Consider the following 14651-nt stretch of genomic DNA (forward strand, 5'->3'; position numbering starts at 1 on the left):
GGCGCCCCCGCGACTGAACGTCGTGTGTGAAGCTCCCGGCCTATCCCTCGCCGCCGCTGCGGTGGGTGCCCGGCTCGCCCGTCGGTGCAGGCGGTGCCTTGACGGGCGGTGAGAAGCTGTTCGGCCCGCCCGGGGTCAGACTCTTCTCCGTCGGGGTGACCGACGACGTCGTCGTGGTGGTGCTGGTTGACGGGCTTGGCGATTCGGTACTGCTACAGCCGGCGGAGAGCGCGGCCATCGCAACGACCGCGCTGCCACCGGCGACCAACGCCAGCCGACGACCCAAACGACTTGACTTCATGCTTCTGTCCAATCCAATCCCCGTGATTGATGAATGCGTGCATTCCGGACATCGGACGCAGAGACGCCGACGTCAATATCATGCCACACGTCGAGCAAACTGCTTGACCAAGCAAAAGCACCGCGCGTCCGCCAGTGGACCCGTGATCGTCAGGCGGCGACTAGCGCCGACCCCGTGTCGTCGAATCGGTCGAGAAGTGCGGCAGCGACCAGATTGTGAGCTCCGAGCGGGTCGGCCATCGGGACGCCGAGTTCTGCGGCGACCACGGCCACCCGGTCGGTGATCCGGCCATGGGCCAGGAACCACGGGGCGACGATCAGGCGGCGAGCCCCGCGGCTGCGCAGTCGCGCAACCGCCTCGGTGACGGTCGGATGAGGGCCGGTGGCGTAGGCCACCTCCACGCCTGCCCACCGCGTGCGGGCCTCGAGCGCAGGAGCCAGTGCCGCGGTGCGCGCGTTGGCCGCTTCGTGCGACGAACCCACCGCCACGACCACGACGCCGACGTCTCGCCGATCTGGCGACACGCCGGCTTGCGTCAGGCGTTGGCCGAGCAGCGTGATCAGCGCGGGGTCCTCGCCGAGCACCTCGGCCTGCAGCGCGGTAGCGCCGGATTGCTCGATCACCTCGGGCAGGTCGACTCGGGCGTGATGGGCGCTGGCCAGCAACATCGGCACCACGACGGCCGACCCGTCGCACCGCGCGACGTCGGCGAGCACGTCGCCCACGTGGGGCGCCGACTTCTCCAGGAACGCGGCCCGCACGTCGAGACCGGGCCGCAGCCGGCGAATCCTTCCGGCGAGGGCTTCGGCGACCGCCGACGAACGGGGATCGACACTGCCGTGTGCCGCCAGGATCAAAGACGTCACGACGCGTGCAGTCCGCATTCGGTCTTCGACTGGCCCGCCCATCGGCCACTGCGTGGGTCGGCACCCGCGATGGGCTTCGCCGTGCACGGGGAGCAGCCGATCGACGGGTAGCCCTCGAAGACCAATGGGTTGACGAGGATGTCGTTGGCGTCGATGTAGGCCTGCATGTCGTCGTCGGTCCACGCGGCGAGCGGGTTGATCTTCACCAGGCCGAAGGCCGAGTCGTAACTGATCAGCGCCGCATTGGCCCGGGTCGGCGCCTCGACGCGACGGATCCCGGTCACCCACGCCGAGTAACCCTTGAGTGCCTTGCCCAGTGGCTCCACCTTGCGCATCCGGCAGCAGGCGGCCGGATCGCGCGCGAACAGATCCTTGCCCAGCAACTGATCCTGCTCGGCCACGGTGTGCTCAGGCTCGACGTTGACCACGTTGACGCCGTAGACGGCCTCGACGGCGTCCCGGGTGCCGATGGTCTCGGCGAAGTGGTAACCGGTGTCCAGGAACAACACGTCCACCCCGGGGCGCACCTTCGCGGCCATCGCCACCAGGACTGCGTCCTGCATGTTCGACGCCACCACGTACCCCGACGTCGCAGGCAGCCCGGCACCGCCCTCGCCGCCGAAGTGCTCGTCGGTCCAGCGCAACAACTCCTCCGCGCTAGCGCCCGACAGTTCGGCCGCACCGCGTTCGGCCAGTGCGATCAGATCGCGCTCGGTCGTCACCACGTCAGTCACCTCAAATCCGCCTCGTCTGCTCTAAGAGCCCAGACAGCGAAACGCTCGTCGGCCTCTCGTTGTTTCACGAAGTTGCGAACCACCCGCTCGATGTAGTCACCGAGCTCCGCCGAGGTGACCTTGTGCTGGCGCAGTTTCCGACCGAAACCACTGTCCAGGCCGAGGCTGCCGCCGAGGTGCACCTGGAATCCCTCCACGGGGTCGGCGTCGCCGTCGCCGTCGTCGATCATCTGACCCTTGAAACCGATGTCGGCGACCTGGATGCGCGCGCACGAGTTGGGGCAGCCGTTGATGTTGACGGTCACCGGGACGTCGAGTTGGGTGTTGATGTCCTCGAGTCGCTGCTCGAGCTCGGGGACCAGCGTCTGGCTGCGCTTGCGGGTCTCGGCGAACGACAGCTTGCAGAACTCGATTCCGGTGCAGGCCATCAGGTTTCGCCGCCAATGTGACGGCCGCGACGGCAGACCGAGGGCGTCCAGCCCGACGGTGAGCTCGCTGATCTTGTCGTCCGGCACGTCGAGGATGATCAACTTCTGGTACGGCGTGAAACGGATGCGGTCCGAGCCCACCGATTCGGCGAGGTCGGCCACCTTGGACAGGATGGTGCCCGAGACCCGCCCGGCGATCGGCGCGACGCCGACGGCGTTCAGGCCGTTCTTCAGCTTCTGCACGCCGACGTGGTCGATCGGACGAGCCACGGGTGCCGGCGCAGGCCCGTCGAGCAGGGGTCGCTTCAGGTATTCCGTTTCGAGAACTCCACGGAATTTCTCGATGCCCCAGTCCTTGATCAAGAACTTCAGCCGCGCCTTGGCCCTCAGCCGCCGGTAGCCGTAGTCGCGGAACGCCGAGACCACTGCCTCCCACACGTCCGGCACCTCGTCGAGCGGCACCCACGCGCCGAGCCGCTGACCCAGCATCGGGTTGGTCGACAGGCCGCCACCCACCCAGACGTCGAAACCGGGGCCGTGCTCCGGGTGCTCGACACCGATGAACGCGACGTCGTTGACCTCGTGCACGACGTCCTGCAGGCCCGAGATCGCGGTCTTGAACTTCCGCGGCAAATTGGAGTACTCCGGCTTGCCGATGTACCGCTTGACGATCTCGTCGATCGCGGGCGTGCCGTCGATCACCTCGTATTTCGAGTCGCCGGCCAGCGGGGAGCCGAGCACCACCCTTGGGCAGTCACCGCAGGCCTCGGTGGTCTGCAGCCCGACGGCGTCCAGCCGGTTCCAGATCTCCGGCATGTCCTCCACGCGGATCCAGTGGTACTGAACGTTCTCGCGGTCGGAGATGTCGGCGGTGTCCCTGGCAAACTCAGTCGAAATCGTCCCGAGGGTGCGCAGCGCGGCGGCGCTGAGGGCACCGCCGTCGCAGCGGACGCGCAACATGAAGTACTCGTCCTCGAGCATGTCGGTGTTGTCGTCGCCGGTCCAGGTGCCGTCGTAGCCCGGCTTCCGCTGGGTATAGAGCCCCCACCAGCGGAACCGGCCGCGGAGGTCTCCCTTGTCGATGCTCTCGAAACCGCCCTTGGCGTAGATGTTCTCGATCCGCGCCCGCACGTTGAGCGGATTGTCGTCCTTCTTGGCCTGCTCGTTGGCATTGAGCGGCTCGCGGTAACCGAGCGCCCACTGGCCTTCACCCTTGGGCCGCTTGGCGGGCTTGGGCGTCGTCGTGGGCTTCGGGTCTGCCTGGGTCATGCGATGGCCCCTTCAGGAGGGAGCCGGCGTGGGAATCGCGTGGTCACCGGGGGCTGTCCGGCGGCGCAGATCCGGAGGCCAGCTGAAAGTTCAGGATGGACAGTTCTCCGCTATCAAAACGCAGTCAAGGCAGACAGCAACAAGTGCATACGCGCATGAAGTCGACATGCCGCCGGACCACGAGCGCGATGCGAGTGGTCGAATTGCGGACGGCAGTCACTCGCGCCATTCTGCCACGAAAGCCCCTACCGGCCGTAATCGGGCCATTCTTTCGCTCACGGTGCGCAAGAGTCGGCTCTGCAAGACTGGTCGGATGACTGCTGGACCCCGCGCCAGGCCCTTCGGCATCTACGTCCACGTGCCGTTCTGCGCCACCCGCTGCGGGTATTGCGACTTCAACACCTATACGCCCGCCGAACTCGGTGGCGCGAACCCCGACGGCTGGCTCGAGGCGTTGAGGATCGAGTTGGCGCTGGCTGCCGCCGGGTTGGCCTCGTCCCGGAGGGCGGTGCCCGAGGTGTCGACCGTGTTCGTCGGCGGCGGCACCCCGTCGATGCTCGGCGGGGAACGGCTCGCCGCGGTGATGGACGCGATCCGCGCGCACTTCGTCCTGGTTCCCGGCGCCGAGGTGACGACGGAGGCCAACCCGGAGTCGACGTCGCACGAGTTGCTCGGACGCCTGCGGGAGGCCGGCTTCACCCGGCTGTCGCTCGGCATGCAGTCGTCGGCACCGCACGTCCTCGCCGCGCTCGACCGGGTGCACTCGCCGGGGCGTGCGCTCGCCGCAGTCGCCGACGCCCGCGACGCAGGTTTCGAACACATCAACCTCGACCTCATCTACGGCACGCCGGGAGAGACCGACGACGATCTGCGGCGCTCGGTCGACGCGGTCCTCGGCGCCGGCGTCGACCACGTCTCGGCCTACGCGCTGGTGGTCGAAGAGGGCACGGCGCTGGCAAGGCGGGTGCGCCGTGGCGAGCTGCCCGCCCCCGACGACGACGTGCTCGCCGCGCGCTACGAACTGCTCGATGCGCGGCTGTCCGCGGCAGGCTTCGACTGGTACGAGGTGTCCAACTGGAGCCTGTCCGGCGGAGAGTGTCGGCACAACCTCGGCTACTGGGACGGTGGCGAGTGGTGGGGTGCGGGACCGGGCGCACACGGCTACGTCGACTCGACGCGATGGTGGAACATCAAGCACCCCAACGCTTATGCGCAATCGCTGGCCGACGGACGTCTCCCCGTCGCGGATTCCGAGACGCTCGATGACGCGGCTCGCCACACCGAGGACGTCATGCTGGGACTTCGCCTGCGGCGCGGACTGCCACTGGACACGCTCAGCGCCGAGGAGACCACGCGGGCGCAGCTGGCGGTGTCCGACGGACTGGTCGCCCGGCAGGACGACCGGTTGGTGCTCAGCGATCGCGGCCGCTTGCTGGCCGACGCCGTGGTGCGCGATCTACTCGACTGACGGGATCTAGGTCTGCTGATCCAGCGGGAGGTCCATGTCGTACACCCGGGCGTGCAGCACCGGCCGGTTGCGCAACGCAGCCCGAACCGCTTGGTGCACACCATCTTCGAGGTAGATGACGCCCTCCCACCGCACGGCGTGCGGGAACAGGTCGCCGTAGAAGGTCGAGTCCTCCGACAGCAGGCGATCGAGCGCCAACACGGTCGTCGTGGTCACCAGTTCGTCGAGGCGGATCTGCCGGGGCGGGATCTGAGCCCATTGCCGGTAGGACAGGCCATGATCCGGATACGGCTTGCCGTCACGCACGCCCTTGAAGATCATCGGCGGGTCCCGGGCATGCAGTGAGGTTAACCAAACGTGCGGCGCCGCGGGGCGTCGGTGCTGCTGGTGGACGTAAAATGACCGAGACTAGGAGGTGAACCGATGGGTACTGCCGACGACCGGCGCTTCGAGGTGCTGCGCGCCATCGTCGCCGACTTCGTGTCCACCAAGGAGCCCATCGGCTCGAAGAGCCTCGTGGAGCGCCACAATCTGGGCGTGTCGAGCGCGACCGTGCGCAACGACATGGCCGTCCTCGAGGCCGAGGGCTACATCGCGCAACCGCACACCAGCTCGGGTCGGGTGCCCACCGAGAAGGGGTACCGCGAGTTCGTCGACCGACTGGACGAGGTCAAGCCGATGTCGTCGAGCGAGCGTCGCGCCATCCTGACGTTCCTGGAGTCCGGGGTCGATCTCGACGACGTGCTGCGCCGCGCCGTGAAGCTGCTCGCCCAGCTCACCCGCCAGGTGGCGATCGTGCAGTATCCGACGCTGTCCACGTCGTCGGTACGCCACCTCGAGGTCGTGGCCCTCACACCCGCCCGGCTCCTGCTGGTGGTCATCACCGACTCGGGTCGGGTCGACCAACGGATCGTCGAGCTCGGTGACGCCATCGGTGAGATCGAACTGGGGCAGCTGCGTGAGCGACTGGGCCAGGCCCTCGAGGGCAAGGCCATCACGACCGCCTCCATTGCGGTATCGGACCTGGCGTCGCAGCTGGTCGGTCACGGCAGGCTCGGAGACGCCGTCGGACGGGCGGCGACCGTCCTGGTCGAGACGCTGGTCGAACACAGCGAGGAACGTCTGCTCCTCGGCGGGACGGCGAACCTGACCCACAACACCGCCGACTTCGGCGGTTCCCTGCGATCGGTGCTCGAAGCGCTCGAGGAGCAGGTCGTGGTACTGCGACTGCTCGCCGTCCAGCAGGAGGCCGGTAAGGTAACGGTGCGAATCGGACACGAGACCGCGGCCGAGCAGATGGCCGGAACTTCGGTGGTGAGCACCACGTATGGCAGCTCGGGCAAGGTGTTCGGCGGCATGGGTGTGGTGGGCCCCACTCGAATGGACTATCCGGGAACCATTGCCAACGTCGCCGCAGTTGCTCTGTACATAGGCGAAGTCTTGGGCGCCCGCTAGGGCGTTGGCACGGGCCGCGACTGCGGATCGTCAAGGATTGAGAAGGGTTTGGCGTGGCACGCGATTATTACGGCCTGCTCGGTGTGAGCAAGGGTGCGAGCGACTCGGAGATCAAGCGCGCGTACCGCAAGCTCGCCCGCGAACTGCATCCCGACGTCAACCCCGACGAGGAGGCGCAGGCCAAGTTCAAGGAGATCAGCGTCGCCTACGAGGTGCTGAACGATCCGGAGAAGCGCCGCATCGTCGACCTCGGCGGCGACCCGATGGAGGGCGCCGGGGCCGGGAACGGCTTCGGCGGCGGCTTCGGCGGTGCCGGCTTCGGTGGCCTCGGCGACGTCTTCGAGGCGTTCTTCGGCGGCGGTGGCGGTGGCCGCGGACCCGTCGGCCGGGTACGCCCGGGCTCCGATTCGCTGCTGCGGATGCGGCTCGACCTCTCGGAGTGCGCGACCGGAGTCACCAAGCACGTCACGGTCGACACCGCGATCCTGTGTGACCTGTGTCAGGGCAAGGGAACTCACGGCAACTCCACACCGGTGACGTGCGACACCTGCAATGGCCAGGGTGAGGTCCAGTCGGTTCAGCGGTCGCTCCTCGGCCAGGTGATGACGTCGCGACCGTGCCCGGTGTGCGCCGGCGTCGGCGAGGTCATTCCGGATCCGTGCCACCGCTGCGGAGGCGACGGCCGGGTGCGGGCCCGACGGGACATCAGCGTGAAGATCCCGCCCGGCGTCGGTGACGGCATGCGGGTGCGCCTGGCGGCCCAGGGCGAGGTCGGTCCCGGCGGTGGCCCCGCGGGCGACCTGCACGTGGAAGTCCACGAGCAGGCCCACGACATCTTCATTCGCGACGGCGACGACCTGCACTTCAGCGTGTCGGTGCCGATGGTCGACGCGGCGCTGGGCACCAAGGTGTCGGTCGACGCGATCCTCGACGGGCTTACCGACATCGACGTCGCCCCCGGCACCCAGCCCGGCGCCGTCACCACGCTGCGCGGTCATGGCATGCCCAACGTCCGGACGGGCGTCCGCGGCAACCTGCACGCCCACATCGAAGTCGTGGTGCCGTCGCGTCTCGACCACCAGGACACGGAGCTGTTGCAGAAGCTCAAGGAGCAGCGCGTCCGCGACGTGGCCGAGGTCAAGTCCACGCAGGCCGCACCGTCGGGCGGTGGGCTGTTCAGCCGGCTGCGCGAGACGTTCACCGGCCGGTAGGGCTCGGGCCGCGCTCGGAGCGGGATTGCCATGAGTCGTGCGTTGTTCTACGTCGACGCGCTGTCCGACGTCGGTGAACTCACCGTCGTCGACGGTGACGAGGGGTTCCACGCCGCCAACGTGCGGCGCCTGCGCGTCGGGGAGGAACTCGACCTCGGCGACGGCGCAGGAACGGTCGCGCACGTCATCATCGAGTCCGTCGCCAAAGGCAGCCTGACCGCTCGCGTGCTGAGCCGGCACACCGTCGCTCCGCCGTCACCCGCGGTCACCGTCGTGCAGGCACTGCCCAAGTCCGACCGGTCCGAGCTGGCGATCGAGCTCGCCACCGAGGCCGGCGCCGACGCCTTCGTGGCCTGGCAGTCGGAGCGCTGCGTGGCGCGCTGGGACGGGATGACGAAGGTGGAGAAGGGGCTACGCCGGTGGCAGGCGGTCGCGCGGTCCGCCGCTCGCCAGTCCCGCCGGCCGTACGTCCCGCCCGTCACCACCCTGGTGTCCACCGGCGGGCTGGCCACGCTGGTCGCCGACGCCGTCGCCGGCCAGTCGGTCGTGCTGGTGTTGCACGAATCCGCTTCCCGGCCGCTGGCCGCGGTGGAGTTGGACGGCGTTGAAGCGGTGATGTTGATCGTGGGTCCCGAAGGCGGTATCGGTGACGACGAACTGAGCCGGTTGACGGGTGCGGGTGCCGTGGCCATCCGGCTGGGCCCCAGTGTGCTGCGAACCACATCCGCGGCAGCAGTGACGCTTGGCGCACTCGGCGTGCTGACCCCTCGCTGGCGGATCTGACCTTGATCCTGCCAGCGGTCAACTAATTACCGCCAGCGGAATTAAAAAGCCTGAGCTGGGCGTTTGATCTGTCAGACCGGATGGACGGCTCTACCGCCGGTCGACTGACACCACAGAGGGCACGAAAGAAGAGATGAAGAAGATGAAGAAGTTCGGATTTGCCGCCATCGTTGCCAGCGGGCTCGCCGCCGGGGTTCTCGGCGTGGCGTCTCCGATCCTGTCCACCGCCTCAGCCGAGGCTCTGCCGGTCGCAGAACTGCCCGGCTACTCCACCGGCGTAGACCACAACCAGTGGATCGACACCCTCCACCCGGACGTCACCGTCCCGCATGTCGACACCACGGTGCAGCAGAGCCGCTGACGTCGTTCGACTGGAGAAGGGGCACCCCGCGGGGTGTCCCTTCTTCTGTGCGATCTTCCTTGCCGATGCGACTTTCACTTTGGGACACGCTGAGTACCAGCGGTAAGCTGACGCCAGCAAGCTCGACGACCTGAGCACGGAAAGCAGGCACTGAACACCACGTGACTCCCCGCGAGACGAACGCCGCCTCGGACAGCACCGTGCGAAGCAACAGCGAGGTACGTAGCAACATCAACGTGCCACCCGACCTGGTGGTGGGGCTGCTGGGCTCGGCCGACGAGAACCTCCGTGCGCTGGAGCAGCTGCTCACCGCCGACGTCCACGTGCGCGGCAACGCCGTGACACTCTCGGGTGAGCCGGCTGACGTCGCCCTGGCCGAGCGGGTCATGACCGAGCTCATCGCCGTGGTGGCGGGCGGACAAGCCCTGACACCCGAGGCCGTGCGCCGCAGTGTCGCCATGGTGACCGGCGTCGGCAACGAATCCCCGGCCGACGTGCTGACGCTGGACATCCTGTCCCGGCGCGGTAAGACGATCCGGCCCAAGACGCTCAACCAGAAGCGGTACGTCGACGCGATCGACGCGCACACCATCGTGTTCGGCATCGGCCCGGCGGGCACCGGCAAGACCTATCTGGCGATGGCCAAGGCCGTCAACGCCCTTCAAACCAAGCAGGTTTCGCGCATCATCCTGACCCGCCCCGCGGTGGAGGCTGGCGAACGCCTTGGCTTCCTCCCTGGGACGCTGAGCGAGAAGATCGACCCCTATCTGCGGCCGTTGTACGACGCCCTGCACGACATGATGGATGCGGAGCTGATCCCGAAGCTGATGAGCGCCGGGGTCATCGAGGTCGCGCCCCTGGCGTACATGCGGGGTCGCTCGCTGAACGACGCGTTCATCATCCTCGACGAGGCGCAGAACACCACCCCCGAGCAGATGAAGATGTTCCTCACCCGTCTGGGTTTCGGGTCGAAGATCGTCGTGACGGGTGACTCCACGCAGGTCGACCTGCACGGCGCCAAGTCGGGTCTGACTGCGGCAACGGAGATCCTCGATCACATCGATGACATCCACTTCTCCGAGCTCACCAGCGCCGACGTCGTTCGCCACCGTCTGGTCTCCGAGATCGTCGACGCCTACGCGAAAGCCGAAGCGCCAGGACTGAATCGGGCCGAGCGGAGATCTGGCACCGGTAGGTCGCGTCGGTGAGCATCGAGGTCTCCAACGAGTCGGGCATCGACGTGTCCGAGAACGAACTGATCAGCGTCGCGCGGTTCGTCATCGCGAAGATGGACGTCAACCCCGCCGCCGAGCTCTCGATGGTGTTGCTGGACACCCCCGCGATGGCCGACCTGCACACCAGGTGGATGGACCTGCCCGGCCCGACGGACGTGATGAGCTTCCCGATGGACGAGCTCGAGCCCGGTGGCAGGCCCGACGCGCCCGAGCCGGGTCCGGCGATGCTTGGCGACATCGTGCTGTGCCCGGAGTTCGCCGCGAAACAGGCTGAGACGGCTGGACATTCGCTCGGTCACGAGCTGGCGCTGCTGACCGTGCACGGCGTATTGCACCTGCTGGGCTATGACCACGCCGAACCCGACGAGGAGAGGGAGATGTTCGCCCTACAACGCGAGCTACTCGAGGAGTGGGTCGCCGACCAGGTCGCCGCCTACCACCAGGACCGGCAGAGCGAGAAGGATCGCCGACTGTTGGACAAATCGCAGTACTTCGACCAATCGTGACCGGATTCTCTTCTCTCCTCGGCGCTCTCGCCCTGATCGCCCTCGGTGGCGTATTCGCCGCAGTCGACGCCGCGATCAGCACCGTGTCCATCGCCCGGGTCGACGAGCTGGTGCGCGACGAGCGGCCCGGGGCGGCCCGGCTGGCGCGGCTGATCGACGATCGGCCGCGCTACATCAACCTCATCGTGCTGTTGCGCATCACGTGCGAGACCGCCGCAACCGTTCTCCTGGTGGCCTTCCTGTACGAGGACCTCGGCCTGACCTGGGGTCTGCTGGCCGCGGCCGCCATCATGGTGGTGGTCAGCTTTGTCGCCATCGGGGTTGGGCCCCGCACCCTCGGCAGGCAGCATGCCTACACCATCGCGTTGGGGGCAACCCTTCCGCTGCAGGCGATCTCGGTCCTGCTGACGCCCATCAGCCGGCTGCTGGTGCTGATCGGCAATGCGCTGACGCCCGGGCGCGGCTTCCGCAACGGCCCGTTCGCCTCCGAGATCGAACTGCGTGAGGTCGTCGACCTCGCCGGGCAGCGCGGCATCGTCGCCGACGACGAGCGCAGGATGATCCAGTCGGTGTTCGACCTCGGGGACACCGGCGCGCGCGAGGTGATGGTGCCGCGCACCGAGATGGTGTGGATCGAATCGGACAAGACCGCGGGTCAAGCCACGTCGCTCGCGGTACGCAGCGGGCACTCCCGCCTGCCGGTGATCGGTGAGAACGTCGACGACATCGTCGGCGTGGTCTTCCTCAAGGACCTCGTCCAGCAGACGTACTACAGCAACGGTGGGATCGACACCAGGGTCGGTGAGGTGATGCGCCCGCCGGTCTTCGTGCCGGACTCCAAGCCGCTGGATGCACTGCTGCGCGAAATGCAGCGGGACCGCAACCACATGGCCCTCCTCGTCGACGAGTACGGCGCGATCGCGGGTCTGGTCACCATCGAGGACGTCCTGGAGGAGATCGTCGGTGAGATCGCCGACGAGTACGACACCGACGAGGTGGCTCCCGTAGAGGACCTGGGCGACAGACACTTCCGCGTCTCGCCGCGGTTGCCACTGGAGGATCTCGCGGAACTGTACGAACTCCATCTCGACGAAGACCTGGACGTCGACACCGTCGGCGGTTTACTCGCTCACGAACTGGGTCGCGTGCCGCTGCCCGGCGCCGCGGTGTCGTGGGATTCGCTGCAGCTGCTCGCCGAGGGTGGTCGCGACCATCGCGGCCGAGTCCGCATCGAAACCGTGCTGGTCAAGCCGATCGAGACCGACGACGAGGATGCGGAAGAGGGCAGGGCATGAGTCTTGATGCCGAGGACGCCAAGCTGGTCACGTTGGCGCGTGGCGCCATGGGCCGCGCCGAGGCCGGTAACGGCGCGGCCGTGCGCGACCTGGACGGCCGGACCTACGCCGGTGCTCCGGTGACGCTCGAATCACTGACGTTGACCGCGCTGCAGGCGGCGGTCGCCGCGGCGGTGTCGAGTGGGGCGACGGGTCTGGAGGCCGCCGTACTGGTGGCCGGCGCGGCCGACGACGCGGGGGTGGCCGCCGTCCGCGAGATGAGCGCCGACGCCGCCGTCATCGTCACCGACCGGGCCGGGAAGCCGGTCTCGTGAGCGCCGAGACGGAATACCACTCCGGCTTCGTCTGCTTCGTCGGACGACCCAACACCGGGAAGTCGACGCTCACCAACGCCCTCGTCGGGGCGAAGGTGGCGATCACGTCGAATCGACCACAGACCACCCGGCACACCATCCGCGGCATCGTGCACCGCGAGAACTTCCAGATCATCCTCGTCGACACCCCCGGACTGCACCGGCCTAGGACGCTGCTCGGCGAACGGCTCAACGAACTGGTCAAGGCCACCTACTCCCAGGTCGACGTCATCGGGCTCTGCATCCCCGCCGACGAGACCATCGGACCCGGCGACCGGTGGATCTATGAGCAGATCCGTGCGGTCGCGCCGCGTACCACGCTGATCGTGGTCGTCACCAAGATCGACAAGGTGTCCAAGGAGAAGGTGGCCGCACAACTGATGGCCGCCAGCGAGCTCACCGGCGGCACCGCCGAGATCGTGCCCGTGTCGGCCACCACCGGGGAACAGGTCGACCTGCTGACCGGCGTGCTGGCAGGGCAGCTGCCCCCGGGCCCGGCGTTCTATCCCGACGGTGAGCTGACCGACGAGCCCGAGGAAGTGCTCATGGCCGAGCTGATCCGCGAGGCCGCGCTGGAGGGCGTTCGCGACGAGTTGCCGCACTCGCTGGCCGTGGTCATCGACGAGGTGGAACGGCGTGAAGGCCGCTCCGAGGAGCAGGGTGAGCTGATCGACGTGCGCGCGATCCTCTACGTCGAGCGGGACTCGCAGAAGGGCATCGTCATCGGCAAGGGTGGTGCCCGGTTGCGAGAGGTGGGCACCGCCGCACGTCATCAGATCGAGACGCTGCTGGGCACGAAGGTGTATCTCGACCTCCGGGTCAAGATCGCGAAGAACTGGCAGCGCGACCCCAAACAGCTTGGGCGGCTCGGCTTCTGAGCGCTTGCGCGAAGAACATCGGGCTGGGTCAAGACTCTTCGGGCGTGTCCCACCAGACGTCGGGCTGGTCGGCCCGCCAGGCGCCGAGTGCCTCCAGCGCGGCAGCCAAGGAGATCAGCAAGGGTTCGCTGTTCGCGGGCCCCATGAGCTGAACGCCGATTGGCAGGCCGTCGGAGGTGAAGCCGGCGGGGATGTTGATCGACGGCCAGCCGAGCAGGTTCCACGGCCACGTGACCGGACACGCGCGGATCATCGCGCGATCGGTGGACAGTCCGCCGCGGCGGTCGAAGTCATGGACCTTCGGTGGCGGCTGGGCCGTCGTCGGAGCCAACACCACGTCGGCGAGGTTGAAGATCCACCCGATGCGACGCTGGGATTGCGCCTCGTGGCGGCGGGCGTCGCGCAGCACCTTCTCCGACAGCAACCGCCCCATCCGCATGTTGCTCTTGGTGCGTTCGTCGAACGTCACACCCGGACCCAGCCGGTGGGCCCAGTCCAGCAGGCCGGACGTCGAGCGGGACAGGAAGTTCCACGACGTGCGCAGGCCGTAGTCGGGGTCGGCGAGCCGCACGGTGTGCCCGAGCTCCTCCAACCGTCCGGCCATCGTCTCCATGGCGGCGAGGATCTCGGGGTGGAGCTTGGACCGGAAACCCGTGAACGGGAACTTCGTGGACATGGCCACGGTCAGCGGACCAGGGGCCTGGCTGACGTACTCGGACACCGCCACCGGTGGCGGGCGGTGCCGGTCGCCGTCGACGTTGCCGGAGGCGGCGTCGAGGACTAGGGCCGCGTCGATGACGGTGCGGGCCAGCACGCCGTTGACGGTGATCCCGTTGAATGCCTCGGGCAGCGGCCAGGTCGAGATCCGGCCACGCTGAGGCTTGATGCCGACGAGATGGGTCCAGGCCGCGGGGATGCGGACGCTGCCCGCGCCGTCCGAGCCGATGGCCGCAGGCACCAGCCCGGCCGCCACGGCCGCCGCGCTGCCGCCCGACGAACCGCCGGGGGTGTGCTCCGCCGACCAGGGGTTGCGCGTGTGGCCAAAGGCCGGCCCGCTGGTGAACGGCCACTGGCCCAGCTCGCACGTGTTGGTCTTGCCGACGATCACCGCCCCCGCCGCGCGCAGCCTGCGTACCACCTCCGCGTCCGCGGTGGCGGCGGGGACCTCACCCGATGTGCCGAATCGCGTCGGAACGCCTGCCACGTCGACGTCGTCCTTGACTGCGATCGGAATGCCTAGCAATGGAAGATGTTGTCCCGCAGCACGTTTACGGTCAGCCGCGGCCGCGTCGGCCAACGCCTGATCGGTCATCACCACGCGGAACGCGTTGAGCGTGGACTGGCTGGCCTCGATCGCCCGAAGGGAGCGCTTGGTCAGCTCGGTGGACGTGACCTTACCGCTGGCGAGGCGGTACTGCAGCTGGGTCAAGGTCGGTAGGGAGGTGCCGGCGTTCCGCTTCCGCAACCCGTTGGATGAAGTGTCTGCCATTTGAATCGAGAATATCCGG

The 14651-nt window shown here is 68.0% G+C and carries 16 protein-coding genes; 10 read left to right on the plus strand and 6 right to left on the minus strand.

The genetic code is table 11. The annotated features are described in order from the left end of the window. Nucleotides 1-40: 40 nt before the first annotated feature. From QUE68_RS09815 to QUE68_RS09830, 4 genes are all read right to left on the minus strand, one after another. Nucleotides 41-301 carry a hypothetical protein gene (locus QUE68_RS09815; RefSeq protein WP_284233727.1) on the minus strand — a complete coding sequence of 87 codons (261 nt, stop codon included), beginning with the start codon at nt 299-301 and terminating at the stop codon, nt 41-43. A 149-nt stretch (nt 302-450) separates the two neighbouring features. Beyond that, complete coding sequence (locus QUE68_RS09820) at nt 451-1185, minus strand: sirohydrochlorin chelatase (protein WP_284233729.1); 735 nt, start codon at nt 1183-1185, stop codon at nt 451-453. Then, nucleotides 1164-1901 (minus strand): phosphoadenylyl-sulfate reductase, encoded by a 738-nt coding sequence (locus QUE68_RS09825; protein WP_286275537.1) that lies wholly within the window; start codon nt 1899-1901, stop codon nt 1164-1166. The genes QUE68_RS09820 and QUE68_RS09825 overlap by 22 nt, the downstream gene beginning before the upstream one ends. Beyond that, nucleotides 1898-3598 (minus strand): nitrite/sulfite reductase, encoded by a 1701-nt coding sequence (locus QUE68_RS09830; protein WP_286275538.1) that lies wholly within the window; start codon nt 3596-3598, stop codon nt 1898-1900. The genes QUE68_RS09825 and QUE68_RS09830 overlap by 4 nt, the downstream gene beginning before the upstream one ends. A 313-nt stretch (nt 3599-3911) precedes the next feature. On the opposite strand from QUE68_RS09830, the gene hemW reads away from it, so the two are divergent. Beyond that, a complete protein-coding gene (gene hemW, locus QUE68_RS09835; protein ID WP_284233735.1) occupies nt 3912-5066 on the plus strand; it encodes a radical SAM family heme chaperone HemW in 1155 nt (384 codons plus the stop codon). A 6-nt stretch (nt 5067-5072) separates the two neighbouring features. Here hemW and QUE68_RS09840 read toward each other — a convergent pair whose 3' ends face one another. After that, nucleotides 5073-5387, minus strand: a complete 315-nt coding sequence (locus QUE68_RS09840; RefSeq protein WP_284225848.1) for a type II toxin-antitoxin system VapB family antitoxin — start codon at nt 5385-5387, stop codon at nt 5073-5075. Between the two features lie 102 nt (nt 5388-5489). Here QUE68_RS09840 and hrcA point away from each other — a divergent pair, with 102 nt between their 5' ends. From hrcA to era, 9 genes are all read left to right on the plus strand, one after another. Further along, nucleotides 5490-6521: a heat-inducible transcriptional repressor HrcA gene (hrcA, locus tag QUE68_RS09845; RefSeq protein ID WP_284225850.1), complete on the plus strand. Its 1032-nt coding sequence runs from the start codon at nt 5490-5492 to the stop codon at nt 6519-6521. Between the two features lie 53 nt (nt 6522-6574). Beyond that, entirely contained in the window at nt 6575-7732 is a 1158-nt protein-coding gene (dnaJ, locus tag QUE68_RS09850) for a molecular chaperone DnaJ (protein ID WP_284233737.1), read from the plus strand. Between the two features lie 30 nt (nt 7733-7762). Next, entirely contained in the window at nt 7763-8515 is a 753-nt protein-coding gene (locus QUE68_RS09855; RefSeq protein ID WP_286275539.1) for a 16S rRNA (uracil(1498)-N(3))-methyltransferase, read from the plus strand. A 133-nt stretch (nt 8516-8648) separates the two neighbouring features. Beyond that, entirely contained in the window at nt 8649-8876 is a 228-nt protein-coding gene (locus tag QUE68_RS09860) for a hypothetical protein (protein ID WP_454786436.1), read from the plus strand. Nucleotides 8877-9037: 161 nt separating this feature from the next. Next, nucleotides 9038-10084 (plus strand): PhoH family protein, encoded by a 1047-nt coding sequence (locus QUE68_RS09865; RefSeq protein ID WP_284233742.1) that lies wholly within the window; start codon nt 9038-9040, stop codon nt 10082-10084. After that, nucleotides 10081-10617: an rRNA maturation RNase YbeY gene (gene ybeY / locus QUE68_RS09870; RefSeq protein WP_284225858.1), complete on the plus strand. Its 537-nt coding sequence runs from the start codon at nt 10081-10083 to the stop codon at nt 10615-10617. Before QUE68_RS09865 ends, ybeY begins: the two co-directional genes overlap by 4 nt. Further along, the gene (locus QUE68_RS09875) at nt 10614-11912 is read left to right on the plus strand and encodes a hemolysin family protein (RefSeq protein WP_284233744.1); all 1299 of its coding nucleotides are present in this window, start codon (nt 10614-10616) and stop codon (nt 11910-11912) included. Before ybeY ends, QUE68_RS09875 begins: the two co-directional genes overlap by 4 nt. Next, entirely contained in the window at nt 11909-12226 is a 318-nt protein-coding gene (locus tag QUE68_RS09880; RefSeq protein ID WP_284225860.1) for a cytidine deaminase, read from the plus strand. The genes QUE68_RS09875 and QUE68_RS09880 overlap by 4 nt, the downstream gene beginning before the upstream one ends. Next, a complete protein-coding gene (gene era / locus QUE68_RS09885) occupies nt 12223-13143 on the plus strand; it encodes a GTPase Era (RefSeq protein ID WP_284225861.1) in 921 nt (306 codons plus the stop codon). The genes QUE68_RS09880 and era overlap by 4 nt, the downstream gene beginning before the upstream one ends. Before the next feature lie 28 nt (nt 13144-13171). Here the strand turns inward: era and QUE68_RS09890 are convergent, their stop codons facing one another. Then, nucleotides 13172-14632: an amidase gene (locus QUE68_RS09890; protein WP_284225862.1), complete on the minus strand. Its 1461-nt coding sequence runs from the start codon at nt 14630-14632 to the stop codon at nt 13172-13174. Between the last annotated feature and the right edge of the window lie 19 nt (nt 14633-14651).

This window comes from Mycolicibacterium sp. TUM20985, assembly GCF_030295745.1.
Taxonomy (GTDB): Bacteria; Actinomycetota; Actinomycetes; order Mycobacteriales; family Mycobacteriaceae; genus Mycobacterium.

Coding starts and splice junctions, on each gene's coding strand:
- hemW (WP_284233735.1), top strand. CDS start 3,912: ATGACTGCTGGACCCCGCGCCAGGCCCTTCGGCATCTACGTCCACGTG.
- hrcA (WP_284225850.1), top strand. CDS start 5,490: ATGGGTACTGCCGACGACCGGCGCTTCGAGGTGCTGCGCGCCATCGTC.
- QUE68_RS09820 (WP_284233729.1), bottom strand. CDS start 1,185: ATGCGGACTGCACGCGTCGTGACGTCTTTGATCCTGGCGGCACACGGC.
- QUE68_RS09880 (WP_284225860.1), top strand. CDS start 11,909: ATGAGTCTTGATGCCGAGGACGCCAAGCTGGTCACGTTGGCGCGTGGC.
- QUE68_RS09855 (WP_286275539.1), top strand. CDS start 7,763: ATGAGTCGTGCGTTGTTCTACGTCGACGCGCTGTCCGACGTCGGTGAA.
- QUE68_RS09815 (WP_284233727.1), bottom strand. CDS start 301: ATGAAGTCAAGTCGTTTGGGTCGTCGGCTGGCGTTGGTCGCCGGTGGC.
- QUE68_RS09830 (WP_286275538.1), bottom strand. CDS start 3,598: ATGACCCAGGCAGACCCGAAGCCCACGACGACGCCCAAGCCCGCCAAG.
- QUE68_RS09890 (WP_284225862.1), bottom strand. CDS start 14,632: ATGGCAGACACTTCATCCAACGGGTTGCGGAAGCGGAACGCCGGCACC.
- QUE68_RS09840 (WP_284225848.1), bottom strand. CDS start 5,387: ATGATCTTCAAGGGCGTGCGTGACGGCAAGCCGTATCCGGATCATGGC.
- QUE68_RS09860 (WP_454786436.1), top strand. CDS start 8,649: ATGAAGAAGATGAAGAAGTTCGGATTTGCCGCCATCGTTGCCAGCGGG.